The following is a 23,606-nucleotide window of genomic DNA, read 5'->3' as shown; positions in this document are numbered from 1 at the left end:
AGTAATACGAAGGTAATATAAGTGTTGACCTTTCCCAGGTTTCCCAACTGGTGTCTCAAATATACTAAATGTTCGTTACTAGTTGTGAGCTTTTATTTTGGTTTTTTGAAAGTATTGGAATTCTCCAAAACAAATGTTAATTATTATTCCTTACCGATATATGTATTTCTATCTTTTATAAAAAACACTAACTTTATCTGGAGAACATCCTTAATGATTATAAAAAACACTAATACTTTGGGTTAATTATTTGATAATAGAAGTGTTAGGGATATAATGTTATGAAAAAAGAAAAAAAAGTATTCAGAAAAGGATTCACGTTTAAAATATATGAAGCTCCAAAACAATCTCCGTTTGAAAAGCTTTTTGATATTTTTCAGGAAATTATAACGCATACTTCTGGTGATTTAGATGAAGCTTTGGACTGGATGAAAGAACTCGACAAAGAATACCATCTAACTGATGAAGAATATACACTTGATGACTTTGTAGAAGATCTGAAGAAAAAGGGATACATACGTGAAGAAATAAAACCAGATGGAAAAGGAGGGATGTCTATTACTGCTAAAACAGAACAGGCAATTAGAAAACGCGCTTTGGATCAGATATTCGGTAAATTAAAACGTAGTGGATCCGGTAATCATAGAACTAATTATATTGGTAGAGGAGATGAACACTCTGGAGAATATAGAAATTATCAATACGGAGATGCTCTTGAACGAATATCAATTACAGAGAGCCTGAAGAATGCTCAGATTAATCATGGGATTGGAGATCTGAGATTAACTGAAGATGATCTTGTAGTAGAAGAAACACAGTTCAAAGCTCAAATGAGTACCGTCCTGATGATAGATATTAGTCATAGTATGATTCTTTATGGAGAAGATCGAATAACACCAGCCAAGAAAGTGGCAATGGCGCTAGCAGAATTAATTACTACCCGATACCCTAAAGACACATTGGATATTTTGGTTTTTGGTAATGATGCCTGGCCAATAGCTATTAAAGATTTACCCTATTTACAAGTAGGGCCATATCATACTAATACAGTTGCAGGACTTCAATTGGCTATGGATATGCTCAGAAGAAAAAGAAATACCAATAAACAAATTTTTATGATCACTGATGGTAAACCTAGTTGTTTACGGTTACCAGATGGAGAGTATTATAAAAATAGTAATGGTTTGGATCGTCATATTGTCAATAAATGTTATATGATGGCGCAGAGAGCACGAAGACTTCATATACCCATAACTACATTTATGATAGCTCAGGATCCATATTTGATGCAGTTTGTAAGAGAATTTACTTATGCAAATCAAGGAAAAGCATTTTATACAGGTCTTAAAGGCTTAGGAGAAATGATTTTTGAAGACTATGAGACCAATAGAAAAAAAAGAATCAAAGGATAAAAAAAATAATAAAGAGCTAAAGAAAAGAGATAAAGAACAATTAAACATTAAAAATTAGTATATGTTAACCTTTATGTACTAAGTTCTTTTTTTCTTAAAGAAGAAAATATGAAAATACCAACTATAAAAACATTAGGACAACTTACAAAATCTGGGTACGAAAGCAAATCTATAAAAGATGAACTCAGGAATAATCTAAGAGGAAAAATTGTTAATAATGAAGAAACCTTTACAGGGATTTATGGATATGAAAACACGGTAATTCCTCAGTTAGAAAGAGCTATTTTATCTCGTCATAATATCAACCTATTAGGATTAAGAGGTCAGGCAAAAACACGTTTGGCAAGACAAATGATAAATCTACTGGATGAGTGGATGCCTGTAGTAGAAGGTTCAGAAATTAATGACGATCCTTTGAATCCAATTTCCAGATATGCGGTTAATTTAGTGAAAGAAAAAGAAGATGACACACCTATTAGTTGGGTGCATAGATCCGATAGATTTGCAGAAAAGCTTGCTACACCAGATGTATCTGTTGCTGATATTATAGGAGATGTTGACCCGATTAAAGCAGCCAATTTAAAATTGAGTTATGCTGATGATCGAGTAATACATTTTGGGATGATCCCAAGAGCCAATAGATGTATTTTTGTAATTAATGAGTTACCAGATTTACAAGCTCGTATACAGGTGGCTTTGTTTAATATTTTACAAGAAGGAGATATACAGATCAGAGGTTTTAAACTTAGATTACCACTTGATTTGCAGTTCGTATTTACTGCAAATCCAGAAGATTATACCAATCGAGGTAGTATTGTAACTCCGCTAAAAGATAGGATAGGATCACAAATTCTTACACATTATCCAGAGACAATTGAAATAGCTAAAAGTATAACCCAACAAGAAGCACATTTGGATTCAAGACAAGAAGACTTAGTGTATGTCCCAGAAGTAGCAAAAGATATTTTAGAGCAAATTAGTTTTCAGGCAAGAGAGAGTGAGTTTATTGATCATAAAAGTGGAGTAAGTGCTCGTATGAGTATTACTGCATATGAAAACTTATTAAGTACGGCAGAGTATAGAGCTCTAAGATCAGAAGATAAACATACGCTATTGAGATTAAGTGACTTTATAGGCGTTATTCCTGCGATAACAGGTAAAGTAGAATTGGTGTATGAAGGAGAACAAGAGGGAGCAGATTCTGTTGCGCAGTCATTATTATCTGATGCTATCAAGACCTTGTTTCCAGACTTTTTTCCTAAAATCGAAAAATTAGAAAAAGAAGGGTATGAAAGTCCATATCAAGAATTGATAGATTGGTTTTTTGAAAATAGTGGCTTTGAACTATTAGATGATGTACCGGATACTATTTATAAAGAAAAATTAAATTCTATTTTGCCTCTCAATGGTTTAATTAAAAAATATCAATCTGATATTTCTGAAAATGATAGCTATTTTATAAAAGAGTTTTTATTATGGGGACTAGTAGAGTATAAAAAACTTAGTAAACATAGGCTGTCTGAAGGGTTTCATTTTAAAGATCTTTACGGAAGCTATATAAGTGGACTTTAATAAGGTATAATAATTACCACCAGACTATAAAGAAACGAGCATAAGAATCTTCATTACTTTTTGACCAAAGTAGTGGAGATTTTTTTTGTAGTAATTGCATTTCTAATTGTTTCAAGATAGTTTTATAAGAAGACCAGTTTAAGCAAGATTTGGGGTTCACTACCCAATCTTTTTTTTGAGGGATATGAAATAGATAATCTTTGTATTGATCATAGGTGAAATCCTTTAGATGAATCCAATATCCTACAATACATTTATTATTTAAGAAAGGGATTTTTTTGTTGATGTATGATAGAGGAACAAACAAATGTCCGAGATAACATACTTCTTGTTGAATGACAGAGCGATCCAATTCTAAATTTTCTAAAATTGATTTTGTTTCCTGTTTAAAGAGTAAAGGAAGTTGCTTGGTCTTGAGTTTTTGGACTTTTTGCAAAAGTGAATCTTTTCTGTTTGAACCAATCCATCGTTCTAGTTCTTCTTTAATATTAGGGTCATAAACATAGAATTTGTATATCAGTTCAACGTGAATAAGTTTTTTATTGCTTACATCCTGTAATAAGAAATCCAGTTCGCCAATAGTAATCTTGTCTTTAAATACTTGTATGTTCTTAGAAATTATACGGTAGTGAATTGATTCGTTAATGCAATGCTCAAAAAAACGTTCGATTCGTTTACCTAAAACTTCGTTTTCAGATATAATGATTTCTGAAACCTTATCTGTTGTTGAAGTTTCAAACAGTTCTTGAGTATTAAATTGAATTAATTCAAAAAGATCATTTGAATTCCATAATGGTTGACTTTCTAAAAAACCAGTGTATTGATCAATTAATGACATTAAGGATTGGATTGACGCTGCTTTGAAAAAAAGTATTTTTTTAGAATTGGTTTTAAGATATTTCTATCTACAGGTTTAGAAATAAAATCATCACAGCCAGCATCAAGTGCTCTTTGGATATCTTCTTCTGTAGAGTAAGCAGTTTGAGCTATTACGGGTAATCCTGGTCTCATCCTTTTTATATGCTTTGTAGCGTCATATCCATTCATTACAGGCATTTTAATATCCATAAGTACTAAATCAATATTAAGATTGTTTTCGCAAAGACTTACAGCTTCTTTTCCATCTTTGGCGCGATGCACAACAAATTCATAATCTGTCATTTTGATCAAAATAGTTTTAAGGAATAAAAAATTAACATCCCCATCTTCTGCGATCAAGATAATATGTTTTTCTGATTCTGGAAGTTTGTTTTTAAACTTTGAAGAAGTACGAACAATATTTGATTGTATAGGATTGTGTGGCAATGTCACGGTAAAAGTAGTTCCCTGATCCAAAATAGATTTAAATGAAATATGACCTCCTATTAGAGTTGCATTTTCCTTAGCAATGGTAAGTCCTAACCCTAATCCTCCATAGTTTTTTGAAATCTCTTTTTCTGATTGAGAAAAACTTTTAAAAATCAGTTCTTGATCTCTAGGGTTGATTCCGATCCCGGTATCCTCAATAGATATAACCAACAACTCCTCTTTTATTTTACAGGTCATAGTAACTGAGCCTTCATTTGTAAATTTGATAGCATTTGAAAGAAGATTACTTAAGATTTTATGTAGTTTCGATTTATCAATTAATACCAGTTTTTGATCATCTGGTAATCTGTTATCGAGCTGAAGACTAACCCCTTTTTCCTGGGCTTTCATTATAAAGATCGAATTGAGAGTTTGAAACAAAATGATCAAATTAGTCTTCTCTACATTAACTTTAATTTGTTTTGTTCTGAGCCTGGAAATTTCAAGAATATCCTCTATAATACTCATTAATTGCTTACCGCTATTAATTATAATGCGAGTATATTCTTTACTTTCTTCGGCTGTTAGATCAGGATTGTTTAAAAACTCAGAAAATCCTACAATACCGTTCATGGGTGTACGAATTTCGTGAGAAATATTTCGTATGAAATTTGTTTTTAATCGATCACTTTCTTCAGCATTTTCCTTGGCGATTACTAATTCTCTTGTTTTCTCTTTTACTTTATATTTTAAATATACGTTGAGTAAAAGAATGAATGATAGGATTAGAAAAATGATTCCTGATAATATGATCCAAAATACTGGTTTCTTGTAAAATGGTTGTACAACGTTGTACAGCCAATTATTGATAATTGATTGTTTTTCTTTACTAGTAATACTTTTAGTTGCTTTCTCAATAATAGCATTGAGCATAGCATTTTCTTTTGTTACAGCAATACTGGGTTCATACTTGAATTTTGTTTTGGAACCCATTCTAAGGTTAGATAAATTTTCTGCTTTAATAAAATAATTAGCAACCGCTCTAGGGCCAATATAAGCATCATATTCTCCAGAGTTTACCTTTTTTAAACAGGTTAATTCATCTATTTCTACTTTTATATTTAAGTTAGGATATTGTTTTTTTAAATTTTCATAAATAGCATATTCATTTGGTACAGTGACAATTTTTCCTGATAAATCTTTAAGTTTAGTTGGATTATCCTTTTTTTTATTGCTAACAATGATATGAGGAGATTGAAAAAGTTGAGCGTAAAAGTTAAGATAAGAATCTCTTTTTTCTGTTTGTTGTATCTCTAAGATGATATCAACTTTATTCGCTTTTTTATCTTCTAATAATTGTATCCAGTTTGAATATTGTTTTTTCTTAAACTTATGATCAATTTTTTTTTCAATTAACTCTAAATATTCAATAAAGATCCCGTCAATATTGCCTTGGTCATTGATAAATTGATATGGAGGATAATAAGGGAATAAGGCAACTGTAATATCATCATTCTCTTGGAGCCAATTTTTTTCTTCTTCTTCAATTGTATGAGATTGAGAGCAAGCAGATAGAAAAACTAACTGAATGATTAGTAAAAAATAGTATGGTAACTTTTTAAACATATTTATTTAAATTATCACTTACTTTTTTTTACTCCCTTTAATAAAGATAGTATATTATTATAATATTAACTAATTTCTAAATTTTTAATATTGCTTAATTTTTGTATTTGTTTGAAGATCAATTAACAAAAAATGAAACCTTTTTAACTACCTTTTAACTTCGATTGTAAATAACCAGTCGATAATTTGCTGTTTTTCTGTATCTGATAATTTGGATTTAGGATGTACCAAGGTATATGATGGAAGAGGCATTTTGTTTTCTTTGATCATAGAAGCCATCTGCGAGAGATAAGATCTTTTATCACGGTAATCCTTGATAGACCATTTGGATAGATTAAGATGTTCTTTGCCTTCTTTAATATGGTTATCGACAAACCAAGAGGCTGGCGCTATATGATCATACCAGTAATAATCTGTATAATCAGAATGACAATCATAACAGGAGTTTTTGATGAGATTAGCAACATTTTCTGGCGCTTTTTCATAACTAAGAAAATCCTTTTTTGTAGCTACTTTTTGTATGTTTTTATGAGGTCTATAAAATTGTACTGCTGCAAATAATATTATAAGTATTAATAATGTGATTTTTCGCTTTCTTCCTTTAAAAATCGCTTTTTTACCTGTTCTAGCCATAGTAACATGTTTCTTTTATTGTTATTAGATAATTCTGCTTTAGGGTGTAATATTTTGTATTGCGGAGTAGGCATTCTATCAGTATTAATATTAAATGGTATAGCAGAGAAGATAATCTCTTTGTCAATTGTTTCATAATTTGCCCATTCAGAGAAATTTAAAACAAAAACCCCTTCTTTAATATTATTATCGATGTACCAAGAGATGGGAGCAATGTTATCAAACCATTCATAATTTGTTTGATTAGAATGACAATCATAACATGCATTGATGAACAATTGCTTCACGTTATTTGGTGCTTTTTCGTAGACCAAAAAATCGTTTGCTGAAACTTCTTTTTGCACATTTTTGTGAGGCCTGTAAAACTGTATTAGAATACCAAGTATTAGGATGACAATAAAAACTTTAAATTTTAAAGTCATAAAAAATCATTATTGTAAAAAGTAGGTAAGATAAATCGTAATCTCTTAAATCACTTGGACTTTATTCTTTATAAAAAAAGATAATTATTTCGGGCTTCTAAACATTGCAAAATACTTAAGCAGCATGGGTTTTAATATTTTAGAATCTACTGGTTTTGAAACAAAATCATCGCAACCGGCAGCTAATGCTTTTTGGATATCTTCTTCTGTAGAATATGCAGTTTGAGCAATAATAGGTAAATCGGGTCTTATTTTTTTGATTTTAGCAGTTGCATCATAACCATCCATAATTGGCATTTTTATATCCATTAGTACCAAATCAATGTTATTATTTTCCTGACATAGATCTACAGCTTCTTTCCCATTTTTAGCTCTATGAATTATAAAATCATAATTGGTCATTTTGATTAAGATCATTTTTAGAAATAAAAAATTGACTTCTCCATCTTCGGCTATCAGAATGATATGTTTTTTAGATTCTTCGGGTTTATCTAGCTCTATAGAAGTGTTTATAATATCAGATTGTACTGAATTGTAAGGTACAGTAACGGTGAACGTTGTTCCCTCTCCCAGAATAGTTTTAAATGCGATATGGCCACCAATAAGAGCAACATTTTCTTTGGCAATAGTTAATCCAAGACCCAGACCACCATAATTTTTGGCAATTTCAAGTTCTGATTGAGAAAAACTTGCAAAGATTGCTTCTTGATCTTTAGTATTGATTCCTATTCCTGTATCTTCAATACAAATCTGTAAAAGCTCATTTTTTATTTTGTGAGAAATTTTAACGTAACCAGTATCCGTAAATTTTATAGCATTATCTATAAGGTTACTCAGGATTTTATTGAGTTTTGATTTATCTATTAATATTAATTTTTGATCGTCAGGTAATCCATTTTCAAGAAGTAAGTCGATGTTTTTTTCTTGAGCTTTTATTTTAAAAACAGAGAAGAGAGTTTGAAACAAAATAATAAGATTTGTTTTTTCGATATTAACAGAAACTTGTTTTGAACGAAGTTTAGAAATTTCGAGAATATCTTCAATAATACTCATCAACTGTTTACCACTATTTATAATAATACGAGTATATTCTTTTCGTTCATTAGGTGTTAAATCAGGATTATTTAAAAACTCTGAAAAACCTATGATACCATTCATTGGAGTTCTTATCTCATGAGATATGTTTCTGATGAAATTAGTTTTAAGACGATCACTTTCTTCTGCATTTTCTTTTGCCGCTCGTAGTTCTCGAGTTCTTTGTTTTATTTTGATTTTAAGATAACTATTAATTAATAAGATGCTGATTAATAGGATTATTACAACCACAGAGAATAATACCCAAAATTTTGTTGTTTGATAGAATGGGGTAACAACATTAAACAACCAGTTATCTAAAATAACTTGCTTTTCTTCTTTAGTAACACACTGTGTAGCTTTAGAAATGATTTGATTGAGAACAATATTGTTTTTAAAAACAGCAAGTCCAGGATTATAATTAAATTCGGTTTCTCCAATAGCTTGAAGATTGTTAAAGTTTTTTGTTTTAATTAGGTAATGAACTACAGTTTTAGGGCCTATATAAGCATCAAACTCTCCAGCATTTAATCTTCGTAAGCAAAGGAAATCATTTTTACAAGTAACAATATCTACTTGAGGGTATTTTTGTTTCAAAAATTCGATAATTACATAATTCTCTGGAAGTACCACTGTTTTACCATCAAAGTGAGAGATTTTGGTTCCTAAAGAATCAGCTATACGAGTGGTAATAATATTAGGAGTTTCGAATAACTGTGCATAAAAATTAAGATATGATTCTCGTGTTTTTGACGGAGGCATTTCTAAAATGATATCTACTTCTTCTTTTTCGACAGCATTCATTAATTCTGGCCAAGTATCAAAATATACCTTTTGAAAATTATATCCGATTTTTTCTTCAATAAGTTCTAAATACTCCGGGAAAATGCCTTCTGCATTTCCTTCGTCATTAAGTAGTTGATAAGGAGGGTAGTAGGGGAAAATGGCAACTTTAATAGGGGCTTGCTGTTGTAACCATTCTTTTTGTTGATCATTTAGAATATCTTCATTCTTTGAACAAGAATAAAGAAAGATAAGAATTGTAACTTGTAGTAATAACAGGGGTAATTTTTTACACATTACAAGTGGTGTTTATTCAATAAAGTGCTTAGCATTTTTTAATAAATGTACTATAATTTTAACAATTTAAAAGAATGAACCTTTGTTATTTTGTGATATGATTGAAAAAAAGATAATCTACAAAGCTTTTTTTGAGAAATCCTTAAAGTAGTGATGCTAAAGAAAACCTTAGAAAATTACATAGGTTAAAGTGTTTATGGAGAAATTACTAATAGGACTATTTATTGATTTCTGTACCATCTGGATATAAAGCAAATCTACCTTTGGATTTTGAATGTACATGATCGTGTGATGGCCAAGGCCAGCCACCAAATTCGGTTTGTTGATACTCATGTATTGCTTCTCTAATTTCTAACTGACTATTCATAACAAAAGGGCCATGTTTTACTACAGGTTCTTGGATAGGTCTTCCTTGTAATAGTAAAAGATGTGCTTCAGAATCACCATTTACAATGGTGTGTTCTAAACTAGGATTTATAATAATCTCATGGTTAACAGGAATTGTATAAGCTTCGCTATTAATTTCACTTCCTTTAAAAAAGTAAAGAGATCTATTCATACCAACAGAAGTTTTTGGAAAAGTGTATGTAGCATTTGGAGCCATTTTTATAGTCCAAATTGCAATTTCATTATCAGAATCTGCTGCCCAGGAGTCAGGAGCTGGAGCTGGGGCTGTTTTATCATCAAGTTGTCCAGCTACTAAAATAATTTCGATCTTATTTCCATTTTTATCTTTGGTAGATATTTTTGGAATTTCATCATTCCATAACATTTTAAAATGAGGGTCTACCATCTTCTTATTTCTGGGAAGATTAAGCCATATCTGAAATAAAAGAAAAGGGTTGTCATTTTCTGAATCTAATAAAGGAAACATTTCAGAATGTTGTACTCCTTTTCCAGCTGTCATCCATTGTACATCTCCGTTTCCAAATCGTCCTGCAGCTCCCAACGAATCGGAATGATCAACTAAGCCTTTTTGAACAATAGTTACAGTCTCAAAACCACGATGTGGGTGTGCAGGAAATCCAGGTACTTGTGTGCCGTGATACATTCGCCAACCATCCTTTAAAGTGAAATCCTGACCGATAACTCTTCCTTCTAGAGAAGCATCAGGCCCTAGTTTTTTATTGCCTTTTGGATAGCTGTCCTCATGATAAGCACAGAAAAGAAATGGATCACTGGTTTCCCAAGGAAAACTTAAAGGTTTGATTTTGATAATTGCAGCCATAATTATTTAAATAAAAAGTACTCTAAAGTATGTGTTTTATATTGCATTCCTTCTTAAAGCCTAGTTAATAACATAAGATCATATTCTTAAGTAATTACTTACTTGACTTATTTTTTGCATCAATAGTATAAAACCAGTTCATGCTTAACCATAAATCATTTTCTGATCCAGAATTAAAAAAATCACTCAATCGATAATCTATTCCAAGTTCTACTTTATTTTTATGATTAATTTCATATCCTATAAACGGCAACACTCTGATTTCTAATTCTGTATCATTACTTTGGTAGATTCCTAGATACTCATTTCCTAATTTTAGATAAAATTCTTTGGGATCTATTTTATCTCCAGCTAGGGGTTTTTCGAGCGATATTTTGTATCGTAATCTAAATTGAGGAGATTTATTAGTATTAAAAGTTTGATCGGTAGCAAATCTATGTCCAATTCGTAACCTTTCAAGATTTTGCACTAGGTTATATTGTTGAATACTTCTATGAATTACTTCATCATCTTGAAAACGTATTAAGTATCCTGTGTTAAAAACTCCGTGAGCTCCAATTTTAATAGAAATTAAAGAAGAAATATCTGTAAGTATATATTCATAATCAAAAGATTTTACTTTGGTATTATCTGTAAGAATATGTCTTGATTGTAGGCCATTAATCCATTTGATTTGATCTGATATTTTGGTTGATATTCTAACACCTGGTAATAAACCCGTTGAGAATTCGCTTTGCGCTTGTATTTTGCAACAACTAAGGATGGTAAAAAAAATAAATAAAATCTTTTTCATAAGTAAAAAGATAAAAAACCAAGAAAATCTTAATTTTTAGAACTGTAAATTATCGCTATTTCGTTGTACAATTTTGAGAATTTTAATCGCTTCTCCATTGGGAGTAAATAATACTTCATATAAATGATATCCTTTTTCTTTTTTTGCTTTGATTACCATCTCATAATGTAAAGAATATTGTTTGTTAGTATATCCATCTTTAATAAGAGAAACCAATACGTGGTTATCGGCTTTCCATTGGATTTGGGTTTTTATAATCTTGTATTTGCTAAAAAGCTCTTTTAATGTTGTAGTTATTTGATTTTTATGTGCAGTTTTTAAGTTATCGAATTTTATTTTCTTTTCTACATCCAGTACGTTACCATCAGTAGAAAATTCAATACTATATTTATGATCATTATAAAGTGTTTTTGCTTCAATTGTTTTTCCATCTTGACTCTCTTCAGCATACCATTTGGTTTTTTGATGAAAGAAACATTGATCGATAAAATCCTTAGCCTTTTTAGGAATATTTTCTACTTTGATTCGATATTCTCGTTCAAACTTAGTTTGTGCATGTGTATGAGCCATAAGGATGATACATACGAACATTAGATAATATTGAATTTTGAAGGAAGAAGAAAACATATTTATAGCAGCGTTTAATTTTTGGGTTTATATGTTTTTAATTCTTCTATAGAAAACCTGCTTTTAAACGTAAACGCATATGGTGTTTCTCCATGATCTCTAATGTATTGTAGTCTTTCCTTGGCTTCTTCTGCAGTAGGATGATGCCCTTTTTCAACATACCAAAAAGCCATATGCATTTTTTTCATGTTGTGGAACCATTCTTTTTTTCGCTTAAGAATCTCAACGTGTGCAGTTTTATAAGTAAAATCGAATAGCGTATCAATATCTTTCCAAACAGACATATTGATGATTAAAAAATCATAATCAAAAACTCGAATAGCTGTTGCATTTCCTTCATCACCTTTAAGTCTCCACACAAAACCATCACTTTGTTCTGCAAGTGCATTAATACGATCCAGATTATTAACAAAATCTGCCATGATAGGATCATTTATTGGAGCTATCATCTCTGCTATATTTACTTGTGCTAAATGCATACCTTATATTAAATAATGGTTGTTTAATTATATTGGCTTATAAGACTACAAACTAATATTTAGATCCGTTTTTAATGTTGGATGATGATCTAGTAATAAATACTCTAATATCTTCATTAGCTTGAATAAGGTCTTCATTACGAAGATACATCATATGACCGCTTCTATATCCTTTAAAACTTAAACGATCTGTAAGTTTTCCATTGGCATTAAGTTGCCACATTACATATTTGGCATTAAAATAAGTAGTAGCACCATCATAATAACCAGATTGTACCATGGTGTGCAGGTTTGCATTCATTGCCATGGCTTTTCTAAGGTTTTCTCCTGTGCTATTATCATTTCTGTCCCAAGGATACACTGGCCCAAACATGTTGTATTTTAAATCAGTTTTAAATCCTAATTCCTGGCTATAGTAATAATTTATTGCAGGTGTAAATGCGTGTAACCACGAGGTTAATTCACTATTATAATCAGGCGAGTCTCCAGCTTCTTTAATATCCATACCTTTATAACGCGAATCTAATCTACCTATCGTTAAACCTTCTTTTTCTCTTAACAAATCTTTCCAGAAATAGCGTTTAGGAACTTCTAAGTTATGCTGGCGAATTGTTTTTTTTGAAAGTCCAGAATAATAGGCCATTTTAGTTATAATTTCCTCTTTTTTAGTAGAATCTAAATAACCACTTTGTACCAAGGCTGGAAGTAATTCATTAATAGCATAGTTCTCAACCTCTGGAAGAACTTCAAAGAGATCTTTATTTTGAAGTTCTTGTGGTAACATTTTATGATACCAGGCAGCGGCCGCAAAATAAGGTAATCGATTAGCAACTTCTACAGGTCCGTCGAATTTAAATCCAATCTGTGTTGGTGATACCAGAATGACCCCGTTTAGATACATCCATTGCTGCTGTTGAAGTTCCAGAGCTAAACCTGATACTCTGGTAGTCCCGTAACTTTCTCCTATTAAATATTTTGGAGAACGCCATCGATTATTTCTGGTGACAAATGTGTTGACCCATTTTGCAAGGTATTCAACATCTGCATTCACCCCAAAAAATAATTTCTCATCAGGCATTTCTCCTTCTTTATCAGCAATCATTCGTGAATATCCCGTGTTAACAGGATTAATAAATACAATATCTGCTATGTCTAATATGGAGTTTGGGTTGGCTTTAATTCCATAAGGTTGTATAGGAAAGCCTTCTTCATCTATTTTAAGAATTCTTGGTCCTGTATAAGCAATATGCATCCATACTGATGCTGATCCGGGACCTCCATTAAAAGAAATTAATAAAGGACGATTTTCATCGTTCTTTACATCAGTTCTTTTATAATAAGTATAAGATAACGATGCTATTGGAACCTCTTTCTCATCCCAAACAGGTTGGAAACCAACTGTGGCTTTATAAGGAATCGTTTTTCCTTTTATAATTGCCGTATGATTAGAAACTATTGTTGTATCAATAGGTACCTTTATTTGTTGTGCTTTTGCTGTGAATACAAAAGCAAATACCAATAAAATTGAAATGCTTCGAAAGATATTTTTCATTCTAATTATTTTCGTCTTAAATGAATTATAGATTTTTTTCAATAAGTGTGTCTAAAGATCCGGTTGAAGGAGGAGGACAGTCACTATTAAGTATTTTTCCATCTTTATCTACCAACAAAAATCTAGGAATAGACCAACTGATTCCTTTTTGACCATCTCTTAGTGTAACTTCTTCGGTAATTAATTCCATTAATGAATTTTGAGAGTCGATCCAGTATTGATGACCTGTTTTGTTCTTTTTTGTTATATATTTTTTCCAGGGACCCTCGCTGTTATCAACCGAAATAGAGATTATATCTAATTTTCCTGCGTATTTTTTTTCAATTTTTTCTAAAAAAAGCATTTCTGCGATACACGGTTTACACCAGGTTGCCCAGTAATCAATGATCGTAAGTTTATCGATCTTATCAAGGATTTGTATTTTTTCTCCATTAGAGGTAGTAACTTGAACATCAGGGATCTTATTTTCTTGTGAATAAAAATTATGATGTGTCCCTAGAAATACTAATAAAATGATAATCTTTCTCATAGAATGCTATTTCTTGTAAAGTTAGTTATTTGCTGCATTTTTAGCTATTTCTTCTAATTTTCTATCGATCATATCTTTAGAAAGCCAGGTTCCTCTTACCATTACTCCAGAGATTTGCTGTAATGATTTTATATCTTCTATAGGATTGGCATTTAAAATAACTAAATCAGCGTCCAATCCTTCTTTGATATAACCAAAGGTATCTTGTTTATCAAAGAAAACTGAAGGATTTGTAGTTCCTGATTGTAATATTTGTAAAGGTGTCATCCCAGCTTGTAGCATACCTTGAATTTCATGATGAATCGAAAATCCAGGAACATTAAAAAGCTGTGGAGCATCAGACCCTAATAAAATACCATGACCATTATCCTGAAGTTTTTTAAGTAGTTTTTGCCTAATATCGTTAAATTGTTGCCATTGTTCTTTATTAAAATTAGGATTAGCCTCAGTATATTGCCCTTTTCTTTGTTTCCAGTTTTTTAGGGTAGAAGCAGGCATGTATTTCATTTCTGGATCTTTAAGAAGCTCTTCGGCTGATATTGGTGCAAACCAACGTTGATACAGGCTTTGAGTAGGTACGATCCATACCTTATTGTTTTTGGATAACTGTACTAATTCATCAATTTTAGTTATATCTACCAAAGGAGTGAAGTTGTAACCAAAGAACCCATTGTCCTGCGGGTTTACATTTTCAGATTCAGGAACTAGGCCTTCAAGAAAACCATCTATATGATCGATAGAGGCATACTTACTTTGTAAAGCATGACGAATGCCAACATCTACAGGAACGTGTCCTGAAAATGATATATCCACCTCATTAGCAGTACTTACAACCTGATCAAATACTTCTTTTTTAATTCCGGGATGAATTTTTAAAAAATCATACCCTTCTTTTTGATACGCTGTTACTTTAGAAATAGCTTCTTCTTTAGTTTTAACTGAGTTTCCGTTTAATGAAGGGCTAGAAGTAAATATTCTTGGACTTAAAATTTCATCTTTTATAGCTTTTTCTCTTAATTCGAGATGAGAAGGATGTCCTAACATTCCTCTAATAGTAGTTATACCATTTGATAAATATAAAAACAATACCTCTTCAATACGTTCTTGGCTGGTTGTGGGTTGCGGAATATGTGCATGCATTTCTGCCAATCCCGGAATAACATATTTGCCATCACCGTTAATAACAGTAGTATACTTATCAATGTTTTCTATAGACGCTGATATGTTTTTGATTTTACCAGAATCTATAATAATTTGTTGCTTTTGAGCTATAGAGCCATTGTTGATATCAATGATATTGACATTACTGATCAATATGGCAGTTGGACTAACTTGTTTTTGCGGTTTAGCACAAGATATAGATAGTACAACTATAAGCAAAAAGATATATTTTTTCATGAGTTAGAATATTTTACTAATTCTCAATAGATATAGTATCTATTTGAATTATGGTGTTTAGTTCTAGTTATTATTGAAAGTAAAACACTCAAGACAGTCATATTGTTTGGCAATTTCTTTAGGATCATAAATCTGATCATTTTTAATTACTCTATAGATATCTCTAGTGTTTTTAATATTGTTTAATGGATTACTGTTTAAGATAACCAAATCAGATACTTTACCTATTTCTATGGTTCCTGAAATAGTATCTTTCTGGAGAAATTTTGATCCATTATATGCAGAAGTACGTAGGGCATCCAAAGGAGAGATACCCACAGCTACCATTGCTTCAAGTTCTTTGTGCAGCGAGATTCCAGAATAAGTATATGAGTTATAGGCTCCACTATCAGATCCTGATAATAATTTTACTCCAGCGTCATTAAGTGCTCTTGTGAGCATTTTGAAAAATGCATTTAGCTCTTTTCTTGATTTTTTACTCTCTTCTGTAGCGTTAAGAGCTCTTTTAATTCTGCCCTCATAAGTTTTAATGATTCCAGGGCCAATTATTTTTAGATAAGAATCCTTGGTATGATCATCTTCATCGAGGTAACTTAGTATATTACCTATGTGTAAAGTAGGAACTACATAAGTGTTATTATCTTTAAGGTTTTGGAAAGTTTTTATAGCGATAGTATCATTATAGGTATTGATTAAACCATCCATAGCGTCCCAAAATCCTGTTTCTTTATTGATAATGGCTTGCGTGATTTCTTTTTCATTTGATGAACATCCTTTTAAAATATAGTATAAATGTTCTATTGCCCCGATTCCAGAATTAACGGCTTCATGTAGTTCTACAGTAAATGGCATATGACCAGAAGAGATCATTCCTCTCTTTTTTGCCTGCTTTAAAATTTCCAGATAGTTTTCTCTGGATATTCTACTGTCATAAATTTTTACAAAATCAGCAGGTATTTTTTCTAATGAATCTAATGCTCTGATTGCATCTTCAGTTGATTCTACTACCAGAGATCCAGCCCAAGTAGCATTTTTGCCATCTAATTTAGGTCCGGATGTATAGATGGTAGGCCCAATCAATTTTTTATTAGCAATTTCTTTGTTCCAGGCTAATACTGACTCCGTAAGATCTCCTCCTGCATCTCGTACTGTAGTAATACCATTGGCAATAAAAAGGGGAAGAAGATTTTTGTTTTCTTCGATTAGTTCTTCTCCTCCTCTTAAATGTATGTGATTATCCCAAAATCCGGGAAGTACATATTTATTAGAACCGTCTATTTTGTTTGGAGTAGTATATAGATCAGAGTTATCCTGGTTTTCGATTTTAATGATGATATCATCTTTTATGAAAATGGTTTTTACTGATATGTTTCCATTTTCAATATCAATAATACTAATATCAGAAATCACGATATCATAAACATCTTTTTCAATTTGAGCACAACTAAAAAGAAATAATGATAATAAGAGGTAGGCTATTTTCTTCATTTCTTTAGTTTTTCTGTTATATGTTTATTTTACAAATTTTTAATAATCATTTGATTTCAAAATCACCATTATCTACATCTTTAATAAATTTTATTAATCCTGTAAAAAAGTTCTTTTGATCATCAAACTGGGATAAATGACTACCATTAGGACAATGTAAATAACGACCATTCTGTACTTCATTTGCAATCCATTCCATTTCTTTAGGATCCATAGTGTCATATTTTGCACCTATTGAAAGAGTAGGAACCGTAATTTTTGACAATTGATCTTTCACATCCCAATTTTTTAAAGTTGCATCACCTTTGATTCCAAACTCACTAGGTCCTTGCATAGTAACATAAACATCGGGATTTAGGTGTTTAAATCCTCTGTTAATAGGATCAGGCCATTGATCTACAGGCATTCTTATAATATGTTTGGTATAATAATGCTGAACAATTAAATCCAAGTATCTTTCATTAGAGTATTCTTCTTTCTCTTCATAACTCATAATCTCTTTTAAAACTTCAGGATCTAGTTGCGGAGCTAATACTTCATCAGAATATTTTTGATATTCAGGAATAGAAGCTACCATATTAGAGATGATAAGACCTTTTAAATTATTTTGATATTTAAGTGCATACTGCATTCCTAAAATCCCGCCCCATGATTGTCCGTACAGATAAAAATTATCCTTATTTAATCCTAAGGCAATACGAACTTGTTCTACTTCTTCTACAAAACGATCAAGATCCCAAAGGCTTTTGTCTTTAGGCTGATCACTATAATAAGAACCTAGTTGATCATAATAGTAATATTCGATTCCTTCCTGCGGAAAGTACCCATCAAAACATTCATAAATTTCGTGAGTCATTCCTGGTCCGCCGTGCAGTAATAATACTTTGATTTTAGGGTTGTTACCCACTCGTTTTGTCCATACTTTAAACTCTCCTTTAGGAGTTGAGATAGGAATCATTTTTATACCACCCATAAATTGATCATCATGATTGGTATAATCAAAATAGTTTGTTTCTTCCTGAACTGGTATTGTACCTTTTTTCTCCGTTGTTTCTGAATCATTACAACTGGGTAGGAGTATAGTAATGAACAATACCAGGAGATAAACCTTAGTTTTCATTATACAGGTATTTAAATTTAATGTTAGCCTCTGAGATCATTATAGATCTCCGTCAACTAATTAGTTATGTCCTATATGACATCCACATCCAGGCACTTGAAAACTTTGCGCTTCTTCATGCCATGGGAAAGCTCTGTTGTATTTATTATTTTCCCACCAGAATTGGGTTCTTTCTTTAGTAGTATTACCAATTTCATTCATGGTTTCTGTATCATACAATCTACCGTTAACCATTGTATATTTAACGGTTTCGGTATTTCTGATGTTTTCTAGAGGGTTTTTGTCTAAAACAATAAGATCTGCCAATTTTCCTTCTTTTAATGATCCGATATCATTTCCGGCACCAATATAATTTGCTCCATTAATTGTAGCAGCTTGTAATGCTTGTAGATTGGTCATCCCACCTTGGTGAAGCATCCATAATTCCCAGTGAGCACCAAGACCTTGTAATTGCCCGTGAGCTCCAAGGTTTACTTTTACTCCACTATTTGCTAATGCCGCACAGGTTTTAGATACTAAGATGTGCCCATTTTCATATTCTTCATCAGGAGCCATGGTTCTATGTCGTGAACGAGCATCTACAATAGCTCTTGGAGTATATTTAAGAAGTCTTTCATTTTCCCACACATTATCTTTTTGATAAAAGAAATACTCCCCATTTAATCCACCATAGTTTACAATCAATGTAGGTGTATATCCAGAATTACTGGTTTTCCAAAGTTCTGTAACGTCTTTATATACTGGAGCTACTGGGATATTGTGTTCTACACCGGTATGTCCGTCCATGATCATAGACATATTGTTGTAAAATGTAGATCCTCCTTCTGGGACAACATTAATACCTAATTCGCGAGCAGCTTGCATAACTTGTTGCCTTTGATCTCTACGAGGTTGATTGTAACTTTTTACAGATTTGGCACCAAATGCTTTTGTTCTGCGTATAGCTGATCTTGCATCTTCTAAGTTATTTACCACGGCTTTAAAATCTCCGTCTGCTCCATATAAAATAAAACCAGTAGAGTAGAGGCGTGGTCCTACCATTTGCCCATTTTTGATTAGTTCAGCTATAGTGAAAATAGATTCTGTATTAGCAGAAGGATCGTGAGCTGTAGTTACTCCAAACGCAAGATTTGCATATAATTGCCAGTGTTTTTGCGTAGTTAATCCATATCTGAAACCTCCTATGTGTGCATGAGCATCTACAATACCAGGCATTATAGTTTTACCTTTTACATCATATATTTTTGCATCGCTTGGTACTGATACGTCTGAAGCATTTCCAATTTTTTCGATGCGGTTATCTTTAATAATGATAGTTCCTTCTTCAATGACCTGATCTCCTTCCATAGTAATGATCCTGGCATTGGTAAAAGCAATTTTACCAGAAGGAGTATCGGTATTAGCAACCAAGTTAACTTTTATCCCTTCTGTAGTAACTTCTGCTACTTTTTCTGGGGAATTAGGTAAGAAAGTAAAACGATCTTTAATATCGTTTGAGAAGTATTCTTCTCCCAGTGTCCAGAATATTTTTTTACTGTCTTTAGACCAATGTAAGTTGACTCCAGCATCTTTAGAGATTTGAGAAACAGGAACAGACTTACTTTTATTATCTAAATTGATTTCTTTGCCATTTAATACTAATGGTGCAATAAAGGCTTTATGTAAATTGGTAAATGCTACCCATTTATTATCAGGACTTGGTACTATACGATTAGCATATTTAGACTTTATGTGTGATTTTTTGTCCTGACCATTAAGATCTACTGATTTTAGGGTTTTAGTTAAATTACCAAAATAAGTACCTCCTGTTTGATAAAAAATTCGTTTTCCGTCGGCAGAAAACATTGGATACGCCCCTTCTTTAGAAATTAACTTTATATCAGTTCCAGAAGAAGACATGGTATATATACCTGTTTTTTTTGCAAAACTTCTTCCTTGGTCGTTATTACCTCCTTCTTTAAAGTACGCTATAAGGTTATTGGATTGGTTATAAACAGGAGTTCTATAAATACCTTTTTCTGATGTAATCTTTGTAGAGGCTCCTCCTGTAACAGGAACTTTTGAAATAGATCCTAGGTTTTCATCATTCCAGGTCACATAAATAATATGTTGTCCATCAGGAGAAAAACTTGGTTCAAACTCAAAGTCAGAAGTTTGTGACGTTAATCGTTGAGGTTTCCCTTTAGGTAAAGATTTACTCCATAATTTACCTAATGCACTAAAAACTAAAGTTTTTCCGTCAGGAGAAGTAACCGCGTTACGAATTACTCTGGCAGTAAATTCTTTTGGAGAAACGGGACTATCTACACGTAGTGTCTCTGCAATTTTAATAGTAGCATCTACAGTGAAAGGGATATTGGTAACCTGTAAATTTTCAATATTGATTTTATGAATTTTTCCAGCTGACCAGAATACAATTTCTTTATCACCAGGCATCCAGCTATAGTTAGGGTAAATTCCAAAAATAGCCCAAGCTTCTTGTTGATCTTTATTAAGTTTGTCAAAAATAGGCCATTCTTCTCCTGTTTCAAGATCGTGAATGTATAAAACAGTTTTAGTACGTACTCGTTTTACAAATGCTAATTTTTTTCCATCTCTAGATACTTGTGGTCTGGCAGCACCTCCTGGTCCTCCGGTAACTGTAATTGTTTTACCTGTTTCAAAATCATATCTTTTGATTACATAGATTTGTTTATTAGGATCTTTATTATACTGAAAAAATCCGCCAGGATACACATCTTCACTATAATACATATATCTGCCATCAGGAGAAATGTTAGGTTCATTTACATCCTGCTGATCATTTTTTCTTTTTGTTAATTGCAATCCTGATCCTCCTGTGATATGATATTGCCACATTTCTCCAGCACCTAAAGAACGCTGAGAAGTAAAATGTTTTCTGGCCACCAGATAGTTTCCATCAGGAGCCCAGGTGGCATTGTTTAATAACCTGAAACTTTCTTTTGTAACTTGCTTAGCATCGCTTCCATCTGTGTTCATTACCCAGATATTATCACCACCACCAGCATCACTAGTAAAAGATATTTTTTTCCCATCTGGGCTAAAACGAGGTTGCACTTCAAACGGGATTCCGGTTCTTAGTACTTTTGCTTTACCTCCAGAAACAGGGATGCTATAAATATCTCCTAAAAGATCGAAAACAATAGTTTTTCCATCAGGACTTACATCAAGATTCATCCAGGTACCTTCATCTGTGCTAAAGGTGTGATCTTGATAATTGAATTCACCATTTGGATTAGAAACATCCCATTTGGTATCTTCTTTTTTGTCCTTTTTATTTTTCTGTGCTTGTGTATTGAAAATAAGAAACACCCCTAATAAAAGAGTAGTAGCAATGTGTTTGTGCATGATTGAATTAATTTATAGAAACCGAAAATAATGATTTATGCTATAAATTATCTTAAAGTGTTGTTAAGTGAGTAGTTTAGTATTAGAGTATGTTAATAATAGAACAGGATAGTAATTTATTTTCTTTAAAGAGTATTATCATTATTTGATGTTATCGATTTCCTCGATCCTTTATATTTGCTTTACAAAGCCTTATAATTTCTATAATTCTTTTATCTCTTGTTTCCTGACGTTTGGCTTGATTTAACCAATAGAGATAGTTTTTTCTATAACTACGACTGAACGCTTGAAAATTTTTAAAAGCAACATCGTTTTTATTAAAAGCTTTTTTTAGATCATCTGGAATTATACCATTCTCTACATCATCTAATGCTATCCAGGAACCATTTTTCTTTGCGGTTTCTATTGTTAATAATCCACTTTTATGTAATAAACCTTCTTTGGTAAGTTCTACGATATACGTTTTGTTAAGTTTACTCCATACACTTTTAGGTTTCCTTGGGCAAAAGTATTGACGTCTCCGTTCATCATCTAACTTTTTAACAGTAGAGTCTATCCAACCGTAACTTAAAGCTACTTTGACCGCTTCTTCCCATCTCATACTTGGTTTCTTGCTTTCTACTTTATAGAAAATTAAATATACTCCATCAGATATATTATGATTTTGATGAAGCCAGGAACGCCATTCTTTATCATTTTTAAAGTATAATTCGGGTTTTTGAGTCATAAGAATATCTCATTGTTGATTGTGGTTTCAAGGTAATAATTTTTTTAATGAGATAATATAAAGCAACCCGAAGTGATGTGTATTTTACTTCGGGTTTTATTTTACTTTTTGTGCAAATACAATTTTTTAGAAGAATCGAGTGTATGCTCTGAAAGATCCGCTATTAGTTGGTCTTGTTCTACGCACTTCTCTCTCTGTATAATCAGAAGTGTAGTAGTTAGCATACCAAATACCATTTGTAAAATCTACCTGGTATTGCAAATGCCAAGAATATGTGTTAAATGGCCATATACCACTACTTTTCCATGCATAAAATTGTAATCTGGTCATACCGCATTTAACATTGGTCCAGGTTTGTACGTCATCACGTTCTCTCCAGGAACCTCCATAATATGAATTACGAGTATTTGAATACCATAATCCATTATCACAAAATCTAATATCTGTAGGAGTTGATACTACTGGAGTGCCACCACAGTATGTATTTCTAAAATTTGTGGACCCCACATCGTAACAAGCTCTTTGCTGAATGGATTCGACATAATTTGGATCTAGAATTTCAAGAAGCCTCTCAGATTTTTCTATTGTTCTTCCAGATGTCTGTAGCGCTGCTCCTTCTGCAGTTTTTGCAATGCGTTCAGGAACCAGAATATTTTTATTTGTTAAGGAAACAAAAATGTCGAAAGGTGTTTGATCTTTCTCTAAGTTACTGGTTTCGTTGTTTTTTTCGGCAGTACCATAGAGCTTTTCAATAACTACCATATCATCGTTTTCTCCAACAGCTATGAATTGATATTCATGACCATTTTTTTGGATTTTGGCTACTTCAAAAGAAATATCGCTTACTTCGGTTGGAAAAACGGCATTCTTTGTTGGCGTATCATTGATTTCTTGTGCTTGCTCCTCTTGCAAGTCTTCTTCTCTGTCTTCACAAGCAACTAAGGCTACTCCGAGAGTAATTGCTATTGCAAATGTTTTAAAAAATGAACTTTTCATAATTAATGGTTTTAAAAGTATTTATTTGATTTAATTAGGTTTTCCGGAAATACCTTGGGGACAAAATTACTTCTGATCATATGTTGGATCAAGAAGTAAAAAACGGTTTATGAATAGTTTTAAAACGGATGTTTTGAGGGGTATTTTCCTGAATATGAAGTAGATGTGTGTGTTTGGGGTTTGGTTTGATCTTC

19 protein-coding genes are annotated in these 23,606 nt (G+C 32.0%); 2 read left to right on the top strand and 17 right to left on the bottom strand.

Going from position 1 to position 23,606, the window contains the following annotated elements; all coding sequences use genetic code 11:
• The first annotated feature begins 281 nt into the window (after positions 1-281).
• The gene (locus U0D62_RS17055; RefSeq protein WP_322288533.1) at positions 282-1,412 is read left to right on the top strand and encodes a vWA domain-containing protein; all 1,131 of its coding nucleotides are present in this window, start codon (positions 282-284) and stop codon (positions 1,410-1,412) included.
• 108 nt (positions 1,413-1,520) lie between these two features.
• The gene (locus U0D62_RS17050) at positions 1,521-2,984 is read left to right on the top strand and encodes a magnesium chelatase (protein ID WP_322288532.1); all 1,464 of its coding nucleotides are present in this window, start codon (positions 1,521-1,523) and stop codon (positions 2,982-2,984) included.
• A gap of 13 nt (positions 2,985-2,997) precedes the next feature.
• Here the strand turns inward: U0D62_RS17050 and U0D62_RS17045 are convergent, their stop codons facing one another.
• The 17 genes from U0D62_RS17045 to U0D62_RS16965 form a co-directional block, all read right to left on the bottom strand.
• Positions 2,998-3,822 (bottom strand): DUF1853 family protein, encoded by an 825-nt coding sequence (locus U0D62_RS17045; RefSeq protein WP_322288531.1) that lies wholly within the window; start codon positions 3,820-3,822, stop codon positions 2,998-3,000.
• Entirely contained in the window at positions 3,822-5,897 is a 2,076-nt protein-coding gene (locus tag U0D62_RS17040) for an ATP-binding protein (protein WP_322288530.1), read from the bottom strand. Before U0D62_RS17040 ends, U0D62_RS17045 begins: the two co-directional genes overlap by 1 nt.
• Before the next feature lie 147 nt (positions 5,898-6,044).
• Positions 6,045-6,530 (bottom strand): heme-binding domain-containing protein, encoded by a 486-nt coding sequence (locus tag U0D62_RS17035; RefSeq protein ID WP_322288529.1) that lies wholly within the window; start codon positions 6,528-6,530, stop codon positions 6,045-6,047.
• On the bottom strand, positions 6,470-6,952 hold the full coding sequence (locus U0D62_RS17030; protein ID WP_322288528.1) for a heme-binding domain-containing protein: 483 nt from the start codon (positions 6,950-6,952) through the stop codon (positions 6,470-6,472). The genes U0D62_RS17035 and U0D62_RS17030 overlap by 61 nt, the downstream gene beginning before the upstream one ends.
• A gap of 84 nt (positions 6,953-7,036) precedes the next feature.
• A complete protein-coding gene (locus U0D62_RS17025) occupies positions 7,037-9,106 on the bottom strand; it encodes a hybrid sensor histidine kinase/response regulator (protein WP_322288527.1) in 2,070 nt (689 codons plus the stop codon).
• A 217-nt stretch (positions 9,107-9,323) separates the two neighbouring features.
• Positions 9,324-10,334 (bottom strand): pirin family protein, encoded by a 1,011-nt coding sequence (locus tag U0D62_RS17020; protein WP_322288526.1) that lies wholly within the window; start codon positions 10,332-10,334, stop codon positions 9,324-9,326.
• Positions 10,335-10,428: 94 nt separating this feature from the next.
• On the bottom strand, positions 10,429-11,127 hold the full coding sequence (locus U0D62_RS17015; RefSeq protein WP_322288525.1) for a DUF2490 domain-containing protein: 699 nt from the start codon (positions 11,125-11,127) through the stop codon (positions 10,429-10,431).
• Positions 11,128-11,163: 36 nt separating this feature from the next.
• Complete coding sequence (locus U0D62_RS17010; protein WP_322288524.1) at positions 11,164-11,697, bottom strand: hypothetical protein; 534 nt, start codon at positions 11,695-11,697, stop codon at positions 11,164-11,166.
• A 71-nt stretch (positions 11,698-11,768) separates the two neighbouring features.
• Positions 11,769-12,233 (bottom strand): DUF3291 domain-containing protein, encoded by a 465-nt coding sequence (locus U0D62_RS17005; RefSeq protein WP_322288523.1) that lies wholly within the window; start codon positions 12,231-12,233, stop codon positions 11,769-11,771.
• Positions 12,234-12,285: 52 nt separating this feature from the next.
• Positions 12,286-13,785, bottom strand: a complete 1,500-nt coding sequence (locus U0D62_RS17000) for a S10 family peptidase (protein WP_322288522.1) — start codon at positions 13,783-13,785, stop codon at positions 12,286-12,288.
• A 25-nt stretch (positions 13,786-13,810) separates the two neighbouring features.
• Positions 13,811-14,314: a TlpA family protein disulfide reductase gene (locus tag U0D62_RS16995; RefSeq protein WP_322288521.1), complete on the bottom strand. Its 504-nt coding sequence runs from the start codon at positions 14,312-14,314 to the stop codon at positions 13,811-13,813.
• Between the two features lie 21 nt (positions 14,315-14,335).
• The gene (locus tag U0D62_RS16990; protein WP_322288520.1) at positions 14,336-15,712 is read right to left on the bottom strand and encodes an amidohydrolase family protein; all 1,377 of its coding nucleotides are present in this window, start codon (positions 15,710-15,712) and stop codon (positions 14,336-14,338) included.
• 63 nt (positions 15,713-15,775) lie between these two features.
• A complete protein-coding gene (locus tag U0D62_RS16985) occupies positions 15,776-17,200 on the bottom strand; it encodes an amidohydrolase family protein (protein ID WP_322288519.1) in 1,425 nt (474 codons plus the stop codon).
• A 46-nt stretch (positions 17,201-17,246) separates the two neighbouring features.
• Positions 17,247-18,320: a proline iminopeptidase-family hydrolase gene (locus U0D62_RS16980; RefSeq protein ID WP_322288518.1), complete on the bottom strand. Its 1,074-nt coding sequence runs from the start codon at positions 18,318-18,320 to the stop codon at positions 17,247-17,249.
• Positions 18,321-18,380: 60 nt separating this feature from the next.
• On the bottom strand, positions 18,381-21,689 hold the full coding sequence (locus U0D62_RS16975; protein ID WP_322288517.1) for an amidohydrolase family protein: 3,309 nt from the start codon (positions 21,687-21,689) through the stop codon (positions 18,381-18,383).
• A gap of 151 nt (positions 21,690-21,840) precedes the next feature.
• On the bottom strand, positions 21,841-22,416 hold the full coding sequence (locus U0D62_RS16970; protein ID WP_322288516.1) for a YdeI/OmpD-associated family protein: 576 nt from the start codon (positions 22,414-22,416) through the stop codon (positions 21,841-21,843).
• A gap of 126 nt (positions 22,417-22,542) precedes the next feature.
• On the bottom strand, positions 22,543-23,412 hold the full coding sequence (locus U0D62_RS16965; RefSeq protein WP_322288515.1) for a hypothetical protein: 870 nt from the start codon (positions 23,410-23,412) through the stop codon (positions 22,543-22,545).
• Positions 23,413-23,606: the final 194 nt, after the last annotated feature.

It is taken from the genome of Aquimarina callyspongiae (assembly GCF_034322225.1).
In the GTDB taxonomy this organism is placed as follows: domain Bacteria; phylum Bacteroidota; class Bacteroidia; order Flavobacteriales; family Flavobacteriaceae; genus Aquimarina.
This window is presented reverse-complemented; position numbering and strand designations above follow the sequence as displayed.

Excerpts from the sequence above, each read along its gene's own strand:
- U0D62_RS17050 (WP_322288532.1), top strand. The coding sequence starts at position 1,521 with ATGAAAATACCAACTATAAAAACATTAGGACAACTTACAAAATCTGGG.
- U0D62_RS16970 (WP_322288516.1), bottom strand. The coding sequence starts at position 22,416 with ATGACTCAAAAACCCGAATTATACTTTAAAAATGATAAAGAATGGCGT.
- U0D62_RS16985 (WP_322288519.1), bottom strand. The coding sequence starts at position 17,200 with ATGAAGAAAATAGCCTACCTCTTATTATCATTATTTCTTTTTAGTTGT.
- U0D62_RS17010 (WP_322288524.1), bottom strand. The coding sequence starts at position 11,697 with ATGGCTCATACACATGCACAAACTAAGTTTGAACGAGAATATCGAATC.
- U0D62_RS17025 (WP_322288527.1), bottom strand. The coding sequence starts at position 9,106 with ATGTGTAAAAAATTACCCCTGTTATTACTACAAGTTACAATTCTTATC.
- U0D62_RS16995 (WP_322288521.1), bottom strand. The coding sequence starts at position 14,314 with ATGAGAAAGATTATCATTTTATTAGTATTTCTAGGGACACATCATAAT.
- U0D62_RS16975 (WP_322288517.1), bottom strand. The coding sequence starts at position 21,689 with ATGCACAAACACATTGCTACTACTCTTTTATTAGGGGTGTTTCTTATT.
- U0D62_RS16980 (WP_322288518.1), bottom strand. The coding sequence starts at position 18,320 with ATGAAAACTAAGGTTTATCTCCTGGTATTGTTCATTACTATACTCCTA.
- U0D62_RS17040 (WP_322288530.1), bottom strand. The coding sequence starts at position 5,897 with ATGTTTAAAAAGTTACCATACTATTTTTTACTAATCATTCAGTTAGTT.
- U0D62_RS16990 (WP_322288520.1), bottom strand. The coding sequence starts at position 15,712 with ATGAAAAAATATATCTTTTTGCTTATAGTTGTACTATCTATATCTTGT.
- U0D62_RS17000 (WP_322288522.1), bottom strand. The coding sequence starts at position 13,785 with ATGAAAAATATCTTTCGAAGCATTTCAATTTTATTGGTATTTGCTTTT.
- U0D62_RS17035 (WP_322288529.1), bottom strand. The coding sequence starts at position 6,530 with ATGGCTAGAACAGGTAAAAAAGCGATTTTTAAAGGAAGAAAGCGAAAA.
- U0D62_RS17020 (WP_322288526.1), bottom strand. The coding sequence starts at position 10,334 with ATGGCTGCAATTATCAAAATCAAACCTTTAAGTTTTCCTTGGGAAACC.
- U0D62_RS17015 (WP_322288525.1), bottom strand. The coding sequence starts at position 11,127 with ATGAAAAAGATTTTATTTATTTTTTTTACCATCCTTAGTTGTTGCAAA.
- U0D62_RS17005 (WP_322288523.1), bottom strand. The coding sequence starts at position 12,233 with ATGCATTTAGCACAAGTAAATATAGCAGAGATGATAGCTCCAATAAAT.
- U0D62_RS17055 (WP_322288533.1), top strand. The coding sequence starts at position 282 with ATGAAAAAAGAAAAAAAAGTATTCAGAAAAGGATTCACGTTTAAAATA.
- U0D62_RS17045 (WP_322288531.1), bottom strand. The coding sequence starts at position 3,822 with ATGTCATTAATTGATCAATACACTGGTTTTTTAGAAAGTCAACCATTA.
- U0D62_RS16965 (WP_322288515.1), bottom strand. The coding sequence starts at position 23,412 with ATGAAAAGTTCATTTTTTAAAACATTTGCAATAGCAATTACTCTCGGA.
- U0D62_RS17030 (WP_322288528.1), bottom strand. The coding sequence starts at position 6,952 with ATGACTTTAAAATTTAAAGTTTTTATTGTCATCCTAATACTTGGTATT.